Source organism: Actinomadura sp. DC4, assembly GCF_030406325.1.
Classification (GTDB): domain Bacteria; phylum Actinomycetota; class Actinomycetes; order Streptosporangiales; family Streptosporangiaceae; genus Actinoallomurus.
Genome location: NZ_JAUEQY010000051.1, coordinates 32,947 through 52,621, shown reverse-complemented (window position 1 = coordinate 52,621; position 19,675 = coordinate 32,947). Strand labels below are relative to the sequence as shown.

At 69.5% G+C, this 19,675-nt stretch carries 23 protein-coding genes and 1 pseudogene; 4 read left to right on the top strand and 20 right to left on the bottom strand.

Translation table 11 applies throughout. From position 1 onward, the window contains the following. The first annotated feature begins 294 nt into the window (after positions 1-294). The gene (gene mddA, locus QWU11_RS45025) at positions 295-1,044 is read left to right on the top strand and encodes a methanethiol S-methyltransferase (RefSeq protein ID WP_290120750.1); all 750 of its coding nucleotides are present in this window, start codon (positions 295-297) and stop codon (positions 1,042-1,044) included. An 80-nt stretch (positions 1,045-1,124) separates the two neighbouring features. Here the strand turns inward: mddA and QWU11_RS45020 are convergent, their stop codons facing one another. From QWU11_RS45020 to QWU11_RS44950, 15 genes are all read right to left on the bottom strand, one after another. Then, the gene (locus QWU11_RS45020) at positions 1,125-1,706 is read right to left on the bottom strand and encodes a dihydrofolate reductase family protein (protein ID WP_290120749.1); all 582 of its coding nucleotides are present in this window, start codon (positions 1,704-1,706) and stop codon (positions 1,125-1,127) included. A 65-nt stretch (positions 1,707-1,771) separates the two neighbouring features. Then, positions 1,772-2,611 carry a helix-turn-helix domain-containing protein gene (locus QWU11_RS45015; protein ID WP_290120748.1) on the bottom strand — a complete coding sequence of 280 codons (840 nt, stop codon included), beginning with the start codon at positions 2,609-2,611 and terminating at the stop codon, positions 1,772-1,774. 119 nt (positions 2,612-2,730) lie between these two features. Beyond that, positions 2,731-3,408 (bottom strand): TetR/AcrR family transcriptional regulator, encoded by a 678-nt coding sequence (locus QWU11_RS45010; RefSeq protein WP_290120747.1) that lies wholly within the window; start codon positions 3,406-3,408, stop codon positions 2,731-2,733. Between the two features lie 87 nt (positions 3,409-3,495). Then, the gene (locus QWU11_RS45005; protein ID WP_290120746.1) at positions 3,496-4,500 is read right to left on the bottom strand and encodes a branched-chain amino acid ABC transporter permease; all 1,005 of its coding nucleotides are present in this window, start codon (positions 4,498-4,500) and stop codon (positions 3,496-3,498) included. Beyond that, positions 4,497-5,369, bottom strand: a complete 873-nt coding sequence (locus QWU11_RS45000; protein WP_290120745.1) for a branched-chain amino acid ABC transporter permease — start codon at positions 5,367-5,369, stop codon at positions 4,497-4,499. Before QWU11_RS45000 ends, QWU11_RS45005 begins: the two co-directional genes overlap by 4 nt. A 67-nt stretch (positions 5,370-5,436) precedes the next feature. Next, entirely contained in the window at positions 5,437-6,642 is a 1,206-nt protein-coding gene (locus tag QWU11_RS44995) for an ABC transporter substrate-binding protein (RefSeq protein ID WP_290120744.1), read from the bottom strand. Between the two features lie 85 nt (positions 6,643-6,727). After that, positions 6,728-7,420, bottom strand: a complete 693-nt coding sequence (locus QWU11_RS44990) for an ABC transporter ATP-binding protein (RefSeq protein WP_290120743.1) — start codon at positions 7,418-7,420, stop codon at positions 6,728-6,730. Then, positions 7,413-8,177: an ABC transporter ATP-binding protein gene (locus QWU11_RS44985; RefSeq protein WP_290120742.1), complete on the bottom strand. Its 765-nt coding sequence runs from the start codon at positions 8,175-8,177 to the stop codon at positions 7,413-7,415. Before QWU11_RS44985 ends, QWU11_RS44990 begins: the two co-directional genes overlap by 8 nt. Before the next feature lie 58 nt (positions 8,178-8,235). After that, positions 8,236-9,897: a tannase/feruloyl esterase family alpha/beta hydrolase gene (locus QWU11_RS44980; RefSeq protein WP_290120741.1), complete on the bottom strand. Its 1,662-nt coding sequence runs from the start codon at positions 9,895-9,897 to the stop codon at positions 8,236-8,238. Between the two features lie 298 nt (positions 9,898-10,195). Further along, positions 10,196-10,393 (bottom strand): ferredoxin, encoded by a 198-nt coding sequence (locus QWU11_RS44975; protein ID WP_290120740.1) that lies wholly within the window; start codon positions 10,391-10,393, stop codon positions 10,196-10,198. A 4-nt stretch (positions 10,394-10,397) separates the two neighbouring features. After that, on the bottom strand, positions 10,398-11,672 hold the full coding sequence (locus tag QWU11_RS44970; RefSeq protein WP_290120739.1) for an NADH-ubiquinone oxidoreductase-F iron-sulfur binding region domain-containing protein: 1,275 nt from the start codon (positions 11,670-11,672) through the stop codon (positions 10,398-10,400). Next, positions 11,669-12,196: a hypothetical protein gene (locus tag QWU11_RS44965; protein WP_290120738.1), complete on the bottom strand. Its 528-nt coding sequence runs from the start codon at positions 12,194-12,196 to the stop codon at positions 11,669-11,671. The genes QWU11_RS44970 and QWU11_RS44965 overlap by 4 nt, the downstream gene beginning before the upstream one ends. Before the next feature lie 44 nt (positions 12,197-12,240). After that, entirely contained in the window at positions 12,241-13,131 is an 891-nt protein-coding gene (locus QWU11_RS44960; protein WP_290120737.1) for an FAD:protein FMN transferase, read from the bottom strand. Positions 13,132-13,163: 32 nt separating this feature from the next. Continuing rightward, positions 13,164-13,487: a hypothetical protein gene (locus QWU11_RS44955; protein ID WP_290120736.1), complete on the bottom strand. Its 324-nt coding sequence runs from the start codon at positions 13,485-13,487 to the stop codon at positions 13,164-13,166. Positions 13,488-13,532: 45 nt separating this feature from the next. After that, positions 13,533-14,033: a DUF2231 domain-containing protein gene (locus QWU11_RS44950; RefSeq protein ID WP_290120735.1), complete on the bottom strand. Its 501-nt coding sequence runs from the start codon at positions 14,031-14,033 to the stop codon at positions 13,533-13,535. A 118-nt stretch (positions 14,034-14,151) separates the two neighbouring features. On the opposite strand from QWU11_RS44950, the gene QWU11_RS44945 reads away from it, so the two are divergent. From QWU11_RS44945 to QWU11_RS44935, 3 genes and pseudogenes are all read left to right on the top strand, one after another. Beyond that, a complete protein-coding gene (locus QWU11_RS44945) occupies positions 14,152-14,820 on the top strand; it encodes a response regulator transcription factor (protein ID WP_290120734.1) in 669 nt (222 codons plus the stop codon). Next, positions 14,817-16,160: a HAMP domain-containing sensor histidine kinase gene (locus QWU11_RS44940; protein WP_290120733.1), complete on the top strand. Its 1,344-nt coding sequence runs from the start codon at positions 14,817-14,819 to the stop codon at positions 16,158-16,160. Before QWU11_RS44945 ends, QWU11_RS44940 begins: the two co-directional genes overlap by 4 nt. Positions 16,161-16,558: 398 nt before the next feature. Continuing rightward, a pseudogene (locus QWU11_RS44935) lies at positions 16,559-16,621 on the top strand (hypothetical protein); the annotation flags it as partial. Between the two features lie 135 nt (positions 16,622-16,756). On the opposite strand, the gene QWU11_RS44930 reads toward QWU11_RS44935, so the two are convergent. The 5 genes from QWU11_RS44930 to QWU11_RS44910 form a co-directional block, all read right to left on the bottom strand. Beyond that, complete coding sequence (locus QWU11_RS44930) at positions 16,757-17,092, bottom strand: YnfA family protein (protein WP_290120732.1); 336 nt, start codon at positions 17,090-17,092, stop codon at positions 16,757-16,759. A 30-nt stretch (positions 17,093-17,122) separates the two neighbouring features. Continuing rightward, complete coding sequence (locus QWU11_RS44925; protein ID WP_290120731.1) at positions 17,123-17,884, bottom strand: MerR family transcriptional regulator; 762 nt, start codon at positions 17,882-17,884, stop codon at positions 17,123-17,125. Between the two features lie 35 nt (positions 17,885-17,919). Next, positions 17,920-18,546, bottom strand: coding sequence for a DUF1707 domain-containing protein (locus QWU11_RS44920; RefSeq protein WP_290120730.1), 627 nt, complete (start codon positions 18,544-18,546; stop codon positions 17,920-17,922). 76 nt (positions 18,547-18,622) lie between these two features. Then, on the bottom strand, positions 18,623-19,156 hold the full coding sequence (locus tag QWU11_RS44915) for an ATP-binding cassette domain-containing protein (RefSeq protein ID WP_290120729.1): 534 nt from the start codon (positions 19,154-19,156) through the stop codon (positions 18,623-18,625). An 87-nt stretch (positions 19,157-19,243) separates the two neighbouring features. Next, positions 19,244-19,669, bottom strand: coding sequence for a hypothetical protein (locus QWU11_RS44910; protein ID WP_290120728.1), 426 nt, complete (start codon positions 19,667-19,669; stop codon positions 19,244-19,246). Positions 19,670-19,675: the final 6 nt, after the last annotated feature.

Sequence of the window (19,675 nt, the reverse complement as noted above, 5' to 3'; positions counted from 1 at the left end):
GCGCCCCCCCCCCCCCCCCCCCCCCCCCCCCCCCCCCCCCCCCCCCCCCCCCCCCCCCCCCCCCCCCCCCCCCCGCCCCCCCGCCCCCCCCCCCCGCCCCCGCCCCCCCCCGCCCCCCCCCCCCCCCGCGGGCGGGCCGCCCCCCCCCCCCCCCCCCCCCCCCCCACACCTCAGGCTGATCCGTTGATCTACTGAGGCGGGACCGGCATCCGCGCTCATGACGGTGCGCGGCCGGGGAAACATCGGTCGTTCACCCGATGGCCGCCCTGAGCCGGGCGAGATTAGCGTTCAGGCATGTCACACGGCACGCGATCGTCTCGCCCTCTGGCCATCCTGGTGTACGCGGTCGCCGTCTACCTGTTCTTCCTCGCCGTGCTCGGCTACGCGGCGGGTTTCTTCGCCAGTCGTGGCGTGCCCAAGGGCATCGACCAGGGACCGCACGCCGCCGTGCCGGCCGCTGTCGCCGTCGACCTGCTCCTGCTGCTGTCGTTCGCGGTTCAGCACACCGTGATGGCCCGTCCGTGGTTCAAGCGCCGCTGGACGCGCATCGTGCCGAAACCCGCCGAGCGGGCGACGTTCGTCCTGGCCGCGAGCCTGCTGCTGGCGCTGCTGTTCTGGGCGTGGCGGCCGATCAGGGGGACCGTCTGGAGCCTGTCGGGGCCGGGCGCCGACGTGGTCTGGGCCGTGTACGTGGCCGGCCTGATCGCGGTCGTCGGCTCCACCTTCCTGGTCAGCCACTTCGACCTGTTCGGGCTACGGCAGGCCTGGCTGCACGCGCGGCGCGTCACGTACAGCCCTCCCCCGTTCGTCGAGCGCGGCCCGTACGGGCACATCCGGCACCCTCTGATGGCCGCGTTCCTCGTCGTCTTCTGGGCGACGCCTACGATGACGGCCGGGCACCTGCTCCTGGCTGCCGCCTCGACCGGTTACATCCTGGTCGGCATCGCGTTCGAGGAACACGACCTGGTCCACGGCCTGGGCGACGCCTACACCGCGTACCGGGCCCGCGTGCCCGCGCTGATCCCACGTCGCCGGCGTGTCTGACAACGCTTCAAAAGCCGCCGGGCTCCCTGTTCGGTCGATGAGCACGTCGCGGACTTCTGCGCCTACCCCGCTCAGATCGGTCAACGGCGCACCCGATAGCGCAGGTGAAGCACCCGGTTGCCCTGAATCACCACGTCAGGATCCTCCAGCAGGTGCTGCGCTTCGACCGACCCGAAGTAGCGCTTGCCGGACCCGAACACCACGGGTACGACGTCCATGCGCACCTCGTCGATCAGGCCCGCGGCGAGCACCTGCCCACCGACGTCGCCGGCGGCGACCTCGACCGTGCGGTCGCCCGCGAGCTCCTGCGCCTTGGCCGTGGCCGCCTCGACGCCGTCGACGAAGTGAAACGGCGCCTCGGGGTCCCAGCCCTCGGGCGCCGGCCGGTGCGTCACGACGACCACGTGGTCGATCCCGCTCGGAGGCTTCCCGTCCCAGCCGTCCGTCATGTCGAAGACGTGGCGGCCGACGATCGTGACCCCGATCTGGTCCCAGTACGGCCGGGTGTAGTCGTAGGACGTCTGCGACACCGTCACCACGCCGCTCTCGTCCAACGGGACATCACCGCTGGACAACCAGTCGAACAGCGGTCCGGGCTGGTCGTTCTCGTCCGCGACGAAGCCGTCCACCGACACCGAGCTGTACATGACCACCTTGCCCACGGGGCTCTCCTCTGCTCTGGGGTGCCCCAAATTAGCCTGTCGTGAGCCGGCGCTCTTGTAAGAAATCAATCGGCCGGCAGCGGCCAGCCGTCCAGCGCGTGGCCGGGATGTTCGCGCAGGAACCGCCGCCGGACCTCGACGTACCGGGTCGGCGTGAGCCCGGTGAACGCCCGGAACTCGTGGCCGAAGTGGGCCTGGTCGAAGTAGCCCGCGCGACCGGCGAGCTCGCCCCAGTCGACCGGTCCGGCGGGGTCGATCGTGAGCACGGTGGCGGCGAAGCGGTGGGTGCGGGCCAGCCGCTTCGGCGTGACGCCGATGAGTTCCTTGAACCGCTGTGCCAGATGAGTACTGCTGACACCGGCCGCCACGCTCAGGTCGCCGATCGCCGCCGCCCCGCCGGTCGCCGCGATGACGCTGCTCGTATGGCGGACCAGCCCCAGGCCGGCGGTCTCGCACAGCCGTCGCATCAGCTCCTCCTCGAGCAGCGTCAGCATCTCGTACGGTCCGTCCGCCGTGGCCAGCCGGTCCCGCAGCTCGGCGACGGCGGGCCGGCCCCAGACCTGCTCCATCGTCACCGGCCGGTCGCACAGCTCGGCCGCGGGCATCGGCAGGAACGGCGCCAGCCCCCACGGCTTGACGTGCGCGCCGACGGACCTGGTCCGGAGCGGGTAGCCGAACTCCAACGCGCGGGTGGGCGTGGTGACCACGCAGCCGTCGGCGTACTCGGCCGTCTCGATGTCGGTGCCGGCGCGGATGCGGAACGGCGCCCCGAGGTTGAGGATGAGCAGCGCCGCCGGCATCGGCGGCAGCGTCAGCCGGGCGTACGGCGACGCACCCTCCAGGTAGTAAAGGTCGTCGATCAGCCCGTCCAGCGGCGGTCGCGGCACTCTGGACACGTACTCCACGCGCACAGTATCGCCGACGCCCGCCGGCATCGCGCGCCGGAATCGAGCCGGCGCCGCCCTCCTGATGTCCGGGGAACGAAGGGAATCCCATTGTCGGCGACCGCGAAAAGGGAGGCCATTTAGAGCAGTTCCTCTGCCGTGTCCCTCAATGAGCTGAGAACGCGGCGGGTCTGCGGCGCGTCGGGAATCACCGCGAGAAGGAGCGGCGTGGTGGAAAAGGTCGATTGGTGGACCATGAGGCGGCGGACCCATTCCATGCCCGCCCCCAACTCGGCGATGGCGTCGGTCGCGCCGCCGCTGCGTGCCCAGTCTCCGAGAGCGGATCGGTGGATCGCGTCGACGAGGGCCGCGAGGGCCATCGACTGGAAGGGCGGGGTGTCCGGTGGGAGGTGATCACGCAGGAACGACCGGGTGAGCGTCACGTATCGTTCGTGTTCGATGACCTCTCGTTTCCGAAGCTCGGGAACGACACGCGTCAGTTTGTACCTCCGGAGGACGAGCTCCGGGCGGCTGAGGAAATCGCGCAGCGACTCCTCCGTGGCCGCGATGACGGCCTCCACCGGGTCCGTACCGGGAACGGACTCGACGAGACAGCGCTGGACGAGCCCTATGCGTTCGGTGTGGTCCGGAAACGCGAGTTCGTCCTTGCTCTCGAAGTGCCGGAAAACGGTGCGGCGGGACACGCGCGATGCCTCCGCAACGGCTTCGACGGTAACGTTTTCGTACCCCTCCTTGAGAAACAAGGCCATCGCCGTTTCCGATATCCGGTACTTGGTCTCGAGTATTCGCGAAGTCACCGACAGGCCCCCGTCCTGGCGTGGTGTAGCGCAAAGTCTAGTCCGCGCACTTGAGGTTCGCCGAACTCCGGAATTCCGTGCTGCGCCTCACGTCCGGCGCCGCCGCCAGGCCAGCCACTGATGATGCACGGTGCCCCACATCCCGCGGCGGAAGAGCAGCACCACGAGGACGAAGACCGCGCCGGTCACCAGGTCGATGCCGTCGAAGCCGGACGAGGCGAGATAGTCGGCGAGCATGACGACCAGGAACGCACCCAGGATTCCGCCCCAGAGCGTACCGATGCCGCCCAGCAGCGCGATCAGCACGACCTCGCCGGAGGTGGTCCAATGGAGCTCGGTCAGTGCGACGAAGCCGTGACTGATCGCGAAGACACCTCCGGCCAGGCCGGTCAGTCCGGCGGAGAGCACGAAGGCGATCACCTTGTACTTCTCCACGTCGTAGCCCAGCGCCCGCGCTCGCGGGGTGTTGTCGCGGATCGCCACCAAGACTCGCCCGAACGGCGAGTGCACGATCCGCCAGGCGGCCCACATGCCGAGCAGCAGGATCGGCAGAGCCGCGTAGTAGAAGTAGAACGACTCGGTCTCCACCGGCTCGATGCCGAAGAACCTCCGGGGCACGCCCTGCAGCCCGTTCTCGCCGCCGGTCAGGTCGCTCCACTGGTAGCCGACGAAGTAGACCATCTGCGCGAAGGCGAGGGTGACCATCGCGAAGTAGATCCCCGACCGGCGCACCGACAGATACCCGATGGGAAGGGCGAGGATCATCGCGAACAGTGCGCCGCCGACGACGGCCAGGGGGAACGGCACACCGAAGTGCGTCGCGATCAAGCCCGTCACGTACGCCGAGCTGCCCCAGAACGCCGCGTGCCCGAAGGACAGCAGGCCCGTGTAGCCGAGCAGGATGTCCAGCGCGATCGCGAACAGCGCCATCGCCACGATGTCCATCGCCACCGGCGGATAGATCATCCACGGCAGCGCCAGCGCCGCCACCAGGCCGGCGGCCAGCAGTGCCCATCGCGACCTCGAGCGGCCTCCCACGATGGCGGCGTGCGCCTCGGTGACCGACGCCTCGGGAACCACGGACTGGGTCATCCCGCCGCCTCCTCGCGTCCGAACAGCCCGGCCGGGCGGACCAGGATGATCAGGGCCATCAGGACGAAGATCAGGATCTGGGCGAACATCGGAGCGTAGGCCTGGCCGAACGCCTCCACCAGCCCCACCACGAAACCGGCGACCACGGCGCCGACGATCGAACCGAGCCCCCCGATGACCACCACCGCGAACAGGATGATCACGAAGTTGTTGCCCATGTCTGCCGTGATGGCGCGGAACGGTGCGGCGAGCACGCCGGCCAGGCCGGCGAGCGCGACGCCGAAGCCGAAGACCGGGGTCACCCAGCGGCCCACGTTGATGCCGAGGGCACGGGCGAGCTCGGGCTTCTCGGTCGACGCCCGGACGATCATGCCGACCCTGGTCCGCGTCATCAGCAGCCAGACGAGCACGCAGATCGCCACCGAGAACAGGAAGACGAACAGCTGGTAGCGCGGCAGCACGACGCCGGCCAGGTCGGCGCGTCCCTGGAGCAGGTCCGGAGGCCGGTACGGCAGCCCCGAGACGCCGTACTTCTGCTTGACCAGCTCGACGAGGACGAGCGTGAGGCCGAACGTGAGCAGGAAGTTGTAGAGCGGGTCGAGCCGGAGCAGCCACCGCACGAGCAACCGCTCCACCACGACGCCGAAGACGAACATCAGCACCGGCACCACCAGCAGCGACCACCACAGCGTGAGGCCGAGGGTGTCGAGCAGGACGGCCGTGGCGACCGCGCCGAGCATGTAGAACGCGCCGTGGGCGAAGTTCACCACGCCCAGGACGCCGAAGATGATCGCCAGTCCGAGGGCGGCCAGCGCGTAGAAGCTGCCGGCCGCCAGGCCCTGTACGGCGTACTGCAGGACTGCGTTCATGGGTTCCTTTCCCGGGGCCGCCCCCGGGCCGTGGGGCGCCCGGGGCCTACGCGACCGGACCGCCCGCTCACATCGAGCAGCCGAACTCCCCGACGGGAGGGAATGCCTTCTCCGCGGGGATCGTGGTCACGATGTCCTCGTAGTCCCAGTCCTCTTTCACCTGCGACGGCTTCTTGACCCGGGCCAGGTACGCGTCGTGGATGACGAGGTGGTCCTTGGCGCGGATCTCGCCGTTGCGCAGGAACACGTCGTTGATCTTCTTGCCCTCGAGTTTTCCGACGACCGCGTCGGCGCGGTCGGTGCCGGCGTTCTGGACCGCCTCCAGGTACTGGCTTGCCGCGGAGTAGTTGCCGGCCTGTTCGAAGCTCGGGCGGGTTCCGGTCTCCTGCTGGAACCGGTCCGCCCACGTACGCGACTCGCGGTCCATGTTCCAGTACCAGGCGTCGGTGAACATCGTGCCCGCGAACTGGTCGACGCCCAGGGAGTGGATGTCGTTGATGAGCATCAGCCCGACGGCCAGATCGATGCCCTTCTCCTTCAGCCCCGAGGCGTTGAACTGCTTGACCACGTTGATCAGGTCACCGCCCGCCTGCATCGTGCCGATCACGTCGGGATCGGTGCTGCCGGCCTTGGTGAGGAAGGTCGCGAAGTTGTCGTTCGGGAACGGCGTCGGGGTGGTCCCCTGCACCGTGCCGCCGGCCCCATTGATCGCCTTGGTGAAGGACTTGATCATGTCCTGGCCGAACGCGTAGTCGGGATAGATGAGCTGCCACTTCTTGTCACCGTTCTTGGTGATGGTGGTGCCGGTGCCGTTGGCGAGCATGTAGGTGTCGTACGCCCACTGGAAGGTGTATTTGTTGCACTGGGCGCCGGTCAGCGCGGTGGTGGCCGCGCTGACGTCGATGAACAGCTTGTGATGATTCTTCGCCTGGGTGGCGACGGCCAGGGCCGCGGACGAGGTCGGCACGTCGAGGATGACGTCCGCCCCCTTACGCTCGTACAGCTCCTGGGCCTTGGTGTTCGCGACGTCCGGCTTGTTCTGGTGGTCGGCCGAGGTGACCTCGATGTCGTCGACGACCGCGGCGTCGCCGTACTTCTTCTTGTAGTCGGCCACCGCCATTTTGACCGCCTTGACGGTGTTCGGTCCCGACGCGTCCTTGTAGACGCCGGACTGGTCGTTGAGCACCGCGAGGACCAGCTTGCCGCCCGTGAAATCACCACCCGACGCCCCCGGGCCGCCACTGCACGCGCCGAGAAGCAGGGTCCCCGTCATAGCCGCGGCCCCGACCCGAATCCGCCTTCTCTTCATGGTGCTTCTCCTCGTGTCGTGTCGGACATGACCTCGTGTGGTCGACCGGTCAGATGCCGAGGTGCTCCAGGAGCTCGCCCTCGCGCCGCCGGAACTCGGAGTTGTCGAGGACCGTGGCGACGTGGCCCTGGCTGAGCAGGTAGTGCCGATCGGCCACGGTGGCCGCGAACTTGACGTTCTGCTCGATCAACAGCACCCCGGCGCCGGTCGTCTTGATCTCGCGGATGATCGCCCCGATCCGGGCCACCACCACCGGGGCCAGGCCCTCGGAGGGTTCGTCCATCAGCAGCAGACGGGCACCGGTCCGGAGCACTCTCGCGATGGCCAGCATCTGCTGCTCCCCACCCGACAGCGTGGTGCCCGGCGCCCTGCGGCGCTCGGCGAGCGCCGGGAACGCCTCGTAGACCCGTTCCAGCGTCCATGCGCGGTCGGAGACCTTGGGCGGGAGCAGCAGGTTCTCCTCCACGGTGAGGCTCGCGTAGACGCCGCGGTCGTCCTGGACCCAGCCCATCCCGGCGCGGGCCCTCCGGTGGGCCGGCATGCCCGTGACGTCACGGCCGAGGAAGGACACGGTGCCGCCGACCTGCCGGTGCAGGCCGATCAGGCATCGCACCAGGGTGGTCTTGCCGGCGCCGTTGCGCCCGACCAGCGAGACGACCTCGCCCTCTCCCACGCTCACGTCCACGCCGTGCAGCGCCAGCGCCTCGCCGTACCACGCCTTCAGGCCGGTGACCTCAAGCATGGTCGGCCTCGCCCAGGTAGGCGGTGATCACCCGGTCGTCGTTGCGGACCTCGTCGTAGGCGCCCTCCGCCAGGACCTTGCCCTGCTGGAGCACGGTCACCCGGTCGGCCAGGCTGCCGACCACGTGCATGTTGTGGTCGATGACCACCACGGTGCGTCCGGCCGCGATGCGCCGGACCAGGTCGATGGTGCGGTCGACGTCCTCGATTCCCATCCCGGCCGTCGGCTCGTCGAGAAGCATCACCCGCGGGTCCAGCGCCAGCACCAGTGCCAGCTCCAGCGCGCGCTTCTGCCCGTAGGCGAGCAGTCCGACCGGCTTGTCCGCCAGTGGCATCAGCCCCACCCGCGCGAGCAGCTCGTCCACGCGGGCGCGATGCCTGCCGAGCAACTTCTCCGACCGCCAGAACCGCAGCCCCTGGCCGGTGAGCCCCTGGAGAGCGAGTTCCACCTGCTCGCGGCTGGTCAGGTTCTCGAAGAGGCTGGTGATCTGGAACGACCTGGCCACCCCGCAGCGCGCGATCTGCTCGGGCCGCTTGCCGGTGACGTCCTCGTCGAACACCGTGATCGTCCCGAACGTCGGGGAGACGAAGCCGGTCAGAAGGTTGAACAGTGTGGTCTTTCCCGCGCCGTTGGGACCCACCAGCGCGTGCACGACACCCTCGCGAACCTCCAGGTCCACCGAGTCGACCGCGCGGAAGCCGCGGAACACCTTCGTCAGAGACCGCGTGCGCAGCGCCACCCGACCGCTCGTCGTCACAGGGCTTCCTTCCGGCTGGGCTGGGCTGGGCTGGGCCACAGTGCGTGATCGGTTGACGTCAACGCGAACACACGAAGCTTTGGGCGCTGTCGGGATCACCCGAGCGGTACTTCGGCCAGCGCGGATACTCACAAAGCGGGCGCGTTCTGCCGCTGCCGCCGTCTGTGACCACCGGCTTGACGGGCGGCCGTCCTTGTTCGACCCACCGTTCGAGAGCGGAGAGCGAGTCCCAGTTTGCGGCGAATGCGGGTGCGCCGAAGTTGGCGTGATTCGCGCCTGGCACGACGTAGTACCGCATGAATCTGTGTGTCTGCCCGGGGCCTACCGTGTCACGCACCCGCCGGTAGTAGTCGTTCGTCGAGCGGTGGGAGACCAGCTCATCCGCGGAACCATGGAGAAGGAGCAGTTTTCCACCGGAACGCGCAAAGGGACGAAGGTCCGAGTTATTGCGGTCTTCGATGGTGGAAAGGTAACTGATTCGAGAAAGCCACTTTCCCGGTCGTCGAGGGTCGACATCAAGGGAGTTGTAGCCGGGGTCCCTCGTCAGGAAGTATTTCACCCACTGGTCCCAGTACCGTAGGCCATATCCAGCCGTCACCGGCATCGGGTCAGCGGGCGCGGAAGTGCCGAATCCAAGATATGGCGTTCTCATGTCAGCGCCCGAAAGAAACGGAAAGCCGGGATATTCCTGCTCACCACTGGCGATTCTGTACGGCCATCTGAACGGCTTGGATGCGGCGATCACCGAGGTGATCTGCGGATCGGAAAGGCACGTGGGCCCGGTATCAACACCATTGGGGCAGCGAAGCACTCGGGGGTTGAAGCCACACCCGTCGACGTTCGAGATGACCTTGTCCCTGAGACCGTCTCGCCCGTCGCATGCCGTCATAACGCTGTTGTAGAGAAGTGTCTGCTTCTCGAGCCCGGGGAATGCGTTCGGACGCGACATCACCTGCGCGAGATATCCGAGATCGAGGGCTTCGGCTGCGTTGTTCCACGCGGGGTAGGCGGCGATGACGCCATCGAAGGCGTCAGGCCACCGCTGCGCGACGACGAGAGCCTCGCGACCACCCGTCGAGCCGCCCGCAAAATACACTCGGCCGACCCCCGTGCCGTAGCCATCGCGGATGAGGAACATGGCGGCATCACGGGTCTTCTTGAGCGCATCGCCGGCGGCGAAATTCCGCAGCGCCTCGTCGTTCATGCCGAAGGACCCGTCCAGAGATCCTGCGGGTCCTGCCTGGTGCCCTGAGTCGCTTGCGAACGTTGCATATCCGCGAGCCAAGGGCGTCGGTTGATCGGTGCGACCAAAAGGCACGTTCATCGCGATGTCGGGAATCGTCCCGTTGTATCCGCCGCCGCCGAACATCATTGCCTTGCGACTCCAGTCAACAGGCATACCGATTCGCAGCTTGATGTCCGGGGCGGAGCGATCGACGGGGAAGACCGCTGCATCGACTTTGCAGTATTCGATGCTCTCGCCACTCACGACCTGGGTGACAAAGGATGCCGACTCGACACGGCCGCCGTTGGTCGGCAAACTGATCGCCGCCGCAGGGATCTCCCTCCCCGCCAACTCAGCGCATTTCGGGGCCGTGCTCCCGGCGGCGACGGAAGACGCAGGACCCAGGACTACTGTCGCGCTCACCAATACGATGGCGAGCGCCAGCCCGATACGGATCGAGCTTAATGTTCCACGAGCTCGCGGCGACTGGCTCATTGCGGACCTCCCGGTGGGCACGCCGTGCCGCAAGATCGCTCCAGTGCGACACTCAGTGCCACTGTGCCACGCGTCACAAACACCCGCAAGGGTCCGTGCATTCATCGTTCACGACGGCCGACCCGACCGGCGCACGGCGAACGCGTACGACACGTTCGCTATCGGCCGCCCATCCTGCTGGCGCGGTGCCCACGAACCTCGACCGTGTCGCCGTCGGCCTGGGGGGTGAGGGGCTCCCTCACCAGAAGGGCGCGATCATGACACTGCGTGCCACTTCGTGATGTCATGTTCTCTCTCATCACGGCTCAGGTTCGATCATCAAGGCCAAGGTGGGGCAGTCCGTGACGGCCCGTCGTGCCAGCGGTAGCAGCTCGTCGGATACGGGGGACAGGATCGGATATCCCCATTCGTCGAGGCTGATCGCCTCGGGGAGAAGTTCGGCACACAGGGCGTGTCCGGTGCAGGTGATCGGGTTGACCCGTAGTCGCCAGGTCATGCGATCACGTCCCCCATCGTGCCGGTAGCAGGCTCGGTCGCCGGGCGGGCGGGCAGCCGCCCGGGCGCTCATGGGCGTCCAGGTGAGGTCCGAAAACGCGCAGGGCGCTGGCGGCGAACCGCGCCGCGCCGTCCGGATGGCGGCAGGCTCCCCGGCCGGGGATGACCGCCACCCGGCTGCGGAGGCGCCGGTGGAGGGCCGGCCCGGCCCGGCCGGCGGCGAGGGCGGCGAAGTCTTCGGCGATCGCGGGAAGCCCGAAGACGCAGGGCCCGCACTGGCCGGCCGTCTGGTCCGCGAGCCACCTCAAGATCCGGGCCGACTCGGCCAGCCCGCAGGCCCGCGCGGCCAGGGCGACGACGATGCCAGGACCGAGCGCGGCTCCGGCCGCCGCGAACGCCGCGGGTGTCGTGGGTGTGTGCGCCTGCCGCATGGTCAGCCACGTCCCCCCGTAGCCGCCGGTGAGCACGGCCTGGAGTGGGTCGGCGGGTCCCCCGGCCAGGCGCAGGAGGTCGGCCGCGCTCGTGCCCAGCGGGGCCTCGACGACGCCCGGCCGGACGACCGCGCCCGACACGCTGAACAGTGCGGTCCCCGGGGCGTCGGCGGTGCCGCACGCCCGGAACCACGCCGGTCCGTAGCGGAGGATGAGAGCGATGTGGGCGTAGGTCTCCGCGTTGGCGACCAGTGTGGGCAGGCCGCCGACACCCCGCTCGTACGGACGAGGTGGCGTGAACGTCGGCTTGGCCGCGCCGCCGTTGATCTGGTTCACCAGTGCGGTCTCCTCACTGGCGACGTATCGCCCCGGGATGCGGCGCACTTCGACCGGGACCGCGTTGAGCCCGGCACCAGCGCGTTCGGCCACGGCGGTCTCCAGGTGTGCGGCCGCGTCTCCGGACCCGTGTACGCAGACGATGATCCTCCGGGCGCCGACCGCGTACGCGGCGAGTGCGGCGCCGTCCAGCACCAGGTGGGGCGCCACGGTGAGCAGCAACCTGTCCTTGCCGCTCAGGGGCTCGCCCTCGGCGGCGTTGACGACCACTACGGCGGGACGACCGGAGGCCGCCACCGAGCGCATCTTGCGGGCCATCGGGAACCCGCCTCCCCCGCGTCCTGTGAGGCCCGCCTCCTCGACAGGGCCGATCGGCCAGGCGCCGGCCCGCGCGCGCGAGCCGTGTCCGGAGAACGGCGCCGGACCGTACCGTGACAGATGTTCACGCAGGTCGGCGGCCCTGCCTGTCGCCTGGTATCCGGCCAGGAGGCGCGGCGCGGGTTCGACCGTCATCGGCCTTCTCCCGTGGTGCCGGCCGAACGCGCCGGAGCGGGGAGCCGGCGCGTGGCGCGAGTGGCGATCCGCCAGGCCACGGCGGCGAGCACGACCGCACAGCAGAGTCCGGCGAGGAACAGGAAGACCGAGGTCCGCGTGTCGGTACCGGTGCCCAGGGCGTGGATCAGAGTGGTGCCCCAGCATGCGTACGCCGCCCAGTGCAGGGCCTTCCACCAACGTAGGCCGATCCGAGCGCGCAGCAGGCTCGTCACCGTGAGGACCAGCAGTGTGTCGAACGCGAGCGCCCCTAGGCCGAGCCAGATCGGCCGGTACGCCGAGGCGAACGGCACCACGGCGTCGGCCAGGCCGATCGGCGCGTAGGAGTCGATGACGGCGGCGGCGATGTGCACCGTGAGGAAGCCCAGGCCGACCAGGGTCAGGTTGCGATGCAGACCCGCGAGCACGAAGCGGGGCACCCGGCGGCCCCCCACGCGGACCGCCGACATCGCTCCGACGGCGACCACAGTGGTGAGGAAGAGCAACGCGACTTCACCACCGGCTCGGGTCGAATACCAAAGGAAGCCGTTCATCCGGGCGTCTCGGACTCGGCGGACGGCCAGCCGGCCACAGTGAGCGCGGTGCCGTCCAGATGAACGAGCCGTGATGGCAGCGAGCGGTCCGTGAGCCAGTCGGCGGCGGCGCGACCTTTGATCATCGCCGCCGTCGAGGCGGCGTTGGCGTCGACACAGCTCGCGGCCGCGACGCTGACCGTACGCCAGTGCTCCCCGGCCGGCGCGCCCGTCGCCGGGTCGATGATGTGGTGCAGCCAGCGGCCGCCGCGTCGCCAGCGTCGTATGGTCAGCGACGAGGTCGCCAGGCCGCCGTCGGTGATCGTGAAGGTCCGGCCCGGCTCGCCCGGCCCGGCCCGGTGATCGTCGCAGACACGGACGCGCCAGCCGTCAGAGGGTGCCGGGCCGCTCACCGCGATGTCACCGCCGAGGCCGACCAGCACGCCACACCCGGCGGCGGACGCCGCCCGCGAGGCCGCGCGGTCCGCGGTGAACGCCTTCGCCGTCGCGCCGAGGTCGAGCGTGACGCCCCGAGGCACCCGTACGGTCCGGCCCCGCAGCTCCACCACCGGCCAGCCGGCGACCGGACGCGGCGCGGCGTACGTTCCGCAGGAGCGCGACCGCACCGCGGCGAGGTCGCGGTCATAGCCGGCCGAGACCAGCGCGCCGCCGACCGTCGGGTCGACCGCTCCCCCGGTCGCGGCGGCCGCGTCGAGCGCGTGCCCGAGGACTTCGGCGAACACCGCCGAGACCCGCACCGTGTTCCCCTGCGCGGCATTGACCCGCGACAGCTCGGAGCCGGTGTGGAACCGGTCGCACGCGGCCCCCGTCGCCGCGATCTCCGCTTCCATGACACGCCACGCGATCTCCATCCGGCGGGCGTCCGTCACCAGGAGACGTCCCGTCATCCCCCACACGAGGAAGCTTCGGCCGGCCTCCATCACGAGCCGCCGGAGGTGACGTGAGGGCGGCCGTGGGACGGGCGAGGCACCGTACGGGGAGGGGTGAGGGAATGGCGCCGATCCGCCGACGGCGCGGAGCGCGGCGGCGGATCGTCCGGGTCGGGCGAGGCCCGGCCGTCGGTCCCGGCCGGAGCCGGTGAGTCGTGCCGGGCCACGGCCGCCTGGCCCGGCAGCAGATGGGCCAGGCCCAGGCCCAGCACTCCGCACAGGACGACACCTCCGGCGACCGCCCTCCGCGTCCACCGGTTCACCATGGCCAGTCCCGCGTCCCGCGCCCCCTGCCTCGAACTTCCCGGATTCATGTCCTGCGCCCCCTGTCGAAGAAAGAACGGTTCAGCGCGATCCGGTCAGTGATGCGGCCCGGACCCGTCCCCGGATGAGGTGGTGGCGACCCCGTGCCAGGCGGCGCGCGCGCCACTGTCGCCGATCCGTGCGACCTGCACCCCGCTGGCGACCGCCCCCGCCACGGCGACGGCCGCGGCCCCACCCGCGAGGTAGCGCGACCAGCCCACACCGCGTGGCCGGCCCAGTGCACGGACCGCGACCAGGACGGCCAAGCCCAGCCAGAGCACGGCCACGAAGGGCAGCAGACCATCCGCCATCGCGGTGTGGCGCTCCACGAAGGGCGACGGCTGCACGTGGCTCTCCAGTTGCTCACCCGTGTGCGTCGCGATCGGCACCGAGATCAGCGCGAGAGTCGCGACCCCGAGGGCCAGCGGCGCATATCTTGCCCGAGCCGCCGGCCAGACGGCGACGACCAGCGCCGACAGTGCCGCCAGGGGCACCAGCACGACGACTGCGTGGACGACGAGCGGATGCGCGGGAAGGCCGAAGATCGTGGAGAACATAATCATCTTCCTGGACGAGAGCGGGTACGAGACCACTCTTCCCGGCAAGGTGCGAGTATCGGATAAGGGAAATGTTCGGAACTCGTTCAGATCCCCCGATTGCACCTACCGTGGGACCGTGACCAGCCCTTCCGCGCGCGTACTGATCGTCGAGGACGATCCCGGCATCGCCGGCTCGCTCGACCGCGGTCTCACGCGGGCGGGCTATGTGACGGAGACCGTGGGAACGGTCGAACAGGCCCGTACGGCGGAGGCGTACGACGTCGTCCTCCTCGACCTCGGCCTGCCGGACGGTGACGGCATCGACCTTTGCCTCGATCTGCGCCGGCGGTCCGACGCGGCGATCTTGGTGATCACCGCGCGCGGTGAGGAACCGGACCGAGTCGCGGCGCTCGACGCGGGCGCCGACGACTACATCGTCAAACCGTTCGGGTTCGCCGAGCTGACCGCCCGCATCCGCGCCGTACTGCGCCGCAGCCGGATCACCGACACACATCTGCTCAGCCACGGCCGGCTGAGAATCGACACCCGCACCCGGCAGGTGACCTCCGGTGGAGAGGATGTCCCGCTCACCCCCACCGAGTTCGACATCCTCGAATGCCTCGCGACCGACCCCGGCCGGGTCCTGGCACGGCAAGAGATCATCGAACGGGTCTGGAACACCCACTGGTACGGCCCGACCCGCGTACTCGACGTCCACATCGCGGCGCTGCGCCGCAAACTCGGCGACCCGTCGGCGATCCTCACCGTCTACGCCCGCGGCTTCCGTCTCGGGGACCTCCGATGACCAGCCGGATCCTGGCGGCGCTGCTGACCCTTACGCTCGGGCTGCTGCTCGGCGCCCTGCTACCGCTCGGCTACGCGATGGCGAACCAGCACGAGCAGGACTACCGCAGCGGCACGCTCACCATCGCCCACACCCTCGCCGCGGCGGCCGAGGAGAGGCTCGCCGACCGCGAGAAGTCCACCATGCTGCCCCGCACTCTGGCCGCCCTCCGTACCGAGGACGAGGGCGGCGCCGCGATGACCGTCGCCGTGATCGACGATGACGGGCACGTCGTGGAGGGCGAGCGAACCGGCCTCTACACCCCGGCACGTGCGGCACCCGCACTGGCCGGCCACACCCGCGTGACCCGCGACGGCGACCGGCTCCTGGCCGCCGTTCCCGTGGACGGGCACAGCGAGAAAGTGGCCGGCGCGGTCCTGCTGTCCCGTCCACTGGCCCCGCTACACGACCGGGTCATGCGGCTGTGGACCCGGCTCGCGATGATCGCCGTCCTCGCGATCGCCGCCGCCATCATCCTGGCCGTCGCGCTCGCCCGATGGGCCGGCCGGCCCTTGCGCGACCTTGAGACCGCCGCGGAAGCCCTCGGAGCGGGCGAACTCGGCGCACGCGCCAACCCTCCCAAGCAGCCCGCCGAGATCCGCCGGCTCACCGAACGCTTCAACGTCATGGCGGCCCGCCTCGAAAGCCTGGTCCATGACCATCGGACCATGCTCGCCGACGTCTCCCACCAGCTCCGCACCCCGCTCACGGCGCTCCGGCTGCGCATGGAACTCCTCGCCGCCGAGCCGGCGGCCGACGCCGCCGAGTTCGACGGCGCGCTCGAGGAACTGGCGCGCCTGGCCCGCCTCGTCGACGGCCTGCTCGCCGTCGCCAGAGCGGAGAACGCCACCGAACCGCCGCAACAGGTCATGATCTCCCAGTTGCTGATCGAACGAGCCGAGGCCTGGCGACCGGTGGCCGCCGAGCGGAACGTCGACCTCTCGGCCGCGGCGAACGAGCCGGTGTCGGCGCTGGCCGTCCCAGGGCACCTCGAGCAGGTGATCGACAACCTCATCGACAACGCGCTCACCGCCGCTCCGCCGAGCGGACACGTACGGCTCACGGCACGGCGATCGGGCCACCGGACCCAGATCATCGTGACCGACGACGGACCGGGCATGAGTGAGACGACCAAGGCGGAGGCGTTCCGGCGGTTCCGTACCAGCGGCTCTGCCGGCACCGGACTCGGCCTGGCGATCGTCCACCGCCTCGTCACCGCCGACGGGGGGACGGTGGAACTGTCCGACACCCCGGGGAACGGCCTCACTGTCACCCTCGACCTCCCCGCGACGACACGGTGATGCCGCGGGACGCAGTGGGGACACAGGTGGATACGGTTGCGGCCGGCGGGAGTGGCGTCGGGTGTGGCGCGGACGCCGGAGCCGGCCGGCCCGGACAGCAGCAGGCCGCGTACAACGTCGGCGAAGGCGGGTGCCGCACTGGCACGCAGCGTAGAACGGGTGTGTCAATTCAATGGCTGATCTTGGTTGTGAGTGGTCAGTTGTTGCTCGGGCTCAGTCGGCCTTCGAAGGCGTTCTGGGGTGCCTTCCAGCGCATGGTCCACCTCTTGCGGCCCTTCCCTGGCGGGCCCGCCGGATCGCCCGCAATACCCAGGCGATCCTTCTGGAGGAGTCGAAGCCAGCCCTGGTGATCGACCCGGCCCGGCGGCTCCTGGTACGTCGAGCGGCTCACCGGCCAGCTGGCCCTGGCGGCCTGGGACTGGTTCCAGCAGGTCGAGCGGGTCGGCGGACCGCACGCCGCCCTGCGCGGCGGCCTGATCGCCGCGTGGATCGCGGAAAACCGGGCCAAGCGCTCGGCGAACCTGCTGCTGCTGATTTCCCTGATGTGCGGTGCCGTGGCAAGCCAGCGGCGGCACTGCGCATGTTGGTCCGTGGGCTTAGCGACCGCGGGGTGCGTACATGATGACGGCGACGCCTGCGAGGCAGATGGCGGCGCCGATGATGTCATAGCGGTCGGGGCGGTAGCCGTCGGCGATCACGCCCCAGGTGAGGGAGCCGGCGACGAAGACACCGCCGTAGGCAGCGAGGATGCGCCCGAAGTTCGGGTCAGGTTGCAGGCATGCGATGAAGCCGTAAATGCCCAGCGCGATGATGCCCGCACCGATCCAGGGGATGCCTGTGTGTTCACGGACGCCTTGCCGGACGAGCCAGGCCCCGCCGATCTCGAAAAAGGCGGCGACGAGGAACAGGGCGACAGAGCGGGCGACGAGCACGGTCGGGTGATCTTTCTGTCGGTGCGGTGGTCAGGCGGCCGGGGTGAACAGCTCGGCGAGGAGGCCCGCGCCCTCGACGGGAGCGCGTACCTCCAGGTGGAGGACCGAACCATCCAGGTGGAGACGGAAGTCGAAGAAGGGACAGCACCGCTGTTCCGCTGCGGCGAGCGTCGCGACCGCTTCGGCGTGCTGAACCGGGAGAGTCAGCCTGCGACCGTCGGGGATCTCCTCGTGTTCAGCGCCGCGAATCAGTTGTTGCCACTGCTCGACGCGCCCGCCGATGGCGTCGGAGGTCAGCGAGCAGGCTACCGGTGCGGTCCGCCACCGTTGTTCATCACTGCGGTCAGCACGCGGGGACGGCTCCTTCGAGACCGGGGGTGTACGTGCGGAGTCCAGGAACCCGCACTCAGCATCGCAGCCGCCGGCACGATCAGGGAGTGCGTCCAGGTGGTCCAGCGCGCCACGCAGCGAAGCGGTGAACTCCTGCAATTCGGCGGTACGGCGTTCAGCGTCGGTGATCCTGGTGACGAGGCGAGGTCGAAGGTCAGCGCGGACCTCTGAGCAGGCCCCCGACTCCCAGACCGCCAACAGCTCGGCGATTTCCTCCAATGACAGGCCCAGATCTTTGGCGGCCCCGACGAACCTCAGACGCTCGACAGCGTCCTGCCCATAGAGGCGGTAGCCAGAGACGCTCCGCTCGGCGGACAACAACCCGACCGTTTCATAGAACCGCAGGGTCGTCGCAGGTACCCCAGTACGCTCCGCGAGCTGCGAAATCCGGTAGGTGCTCACACACTCGACCGTAAACCTTCGACCCGACTTGAAGGTCAAGCAGGCCCATCTGGACCCTGCCGACGCGGCACCTGCCACCGGGTGGCGATACGGCCGTGCCGCACTCTGCCTGCCAAGTGGACGTGCAGAGTCTCTGCCGTGTTGTCGCCCGTGTCCTTGCTGATCGCCATCTGGCCGTGTCGCACCGACAGGTCGTTGGCGTCCACCACCATGCCCGGCGCGAGGACCAGCTCCACGTTGCCGCCGCGCACCCGCAGCTCGATGATCAGCTCGGCCCCGCTGCGCACCGCGCTGGTCAGGTCCAGCATCACGTCGCACCACGCGGTGTGCAGCGCCAGCCGGTGCGGCAGCGTCCACCGACCGTCGCGGCGCACCGTGCCGTGCTTCTCTTTGATGGTGAGCAGGTCGGCGGCCGGCTCGGCCAGCGTCCCGGCGAGCGGCAGGGAGAGCGCGCGGTCGCTGCCTGGCACCACGACCAGATCGGTGGTGAGCGGGGTCAGCTCGTCGATGGTACGGGCGGCCAGCGTCGCGTCCAGGCGTTCGTCGAACTCGACCGGGTCGAGCCGGCCGTCGGTGACGGCGGCGCGCAGCAGTTCGATGACCCGGTCGCGGTCCGAGTCGGACGCGCGTAGCGCGGGTGAGCTGGGCGGATCTGCCGACATCCGGACTCCTCGGGGTCGACGTGGTGACACCGCGCCACCGAAATTGCAGACTGATCGGTCTAAGGAGACAGGTTACCTAGGCGATTTTGCGATGGTGGGTGGCCGCAAGGGTGAACACGACGAGGATTCCGGCGATGGAAGCCATGCCGGCACTCCCGCACCTGAAGCGTGCGATCGGCATGGCCTGGAATCGCGCGAAGATTCCGCTCTGCATGTCAGTGAGGAGCCGGAGCGATCGCGATCTGGTCGGCGAGGTGTTCGGCCTCGTCCAGATACTCCGCCCCGCCGCGTCGGTGAGCTGGAAGCGGGCCAGCAGGTCATCGGCGACCTGGCCGGGACCCTCCACACGCCGCAACCGGGCCACCAGCACCAGGTTCTCTCGCCCGGTGAGGATTTCGTCCACGGCCGCGAACTGCCCGGTGAGGCTGGTGGACTCCCGTACGTCCGCCGGTTGCGTGGCGACGTCGAAGCCATCGACGGTGGCCGTCCCCGCGTCGGACTTGAGCAGCGTGGACAGGATTTTCACGACCGTGGTCCTGCCTGCGCCGTTGGAGCCGAGCAGGGCGAAGATGCTGCCCGGCGCCGCGTCGAAGTCCACGCCGCGCAGCACGCGCAGCTCTTTGGAGGACTCTCAAGATCCTGCACGTGGATCGCCTGTGTCGTCATCGGGATCTCCCTTCGTAAGCCCGTGGCGGTGTCACTCACAGAACACCTGCACCTTGGTGTCGGGGTCGTTGACGTCGACGGTGACGTCGTCGAGCTGATCGATGAGCTCCTCGAGTTGCTGCGGCTTGAGCTCGGTGAGGTCGATCGGTACCCCTGACTTCTCCAGCTGCGCGTTGAGCTTGGTGAGCGCCTTCGGAGGGATAAGGCTGGTGAGCCGGACCCCGGCGCGCAGCAGCTGTAGCGGGATCCGGATGTTGATCCGGGTCGGCTCGTCGCCGACGGAGTTGTCCACCAGCACCACGCGTAGGTACTTGGGCCGAGGCTTCGGCCGGGGCGTGGTTCCCGGCGGCGGCTCGGGCTGTTGTCGTTCGAGGGCGTCGATCAGCCGCTCGGCCTCCTCTGCGGTGATCTTGCTCTCGGCCAACATCTGCAGGATCTGACGACGCTGCTCGTTCATCGCTGC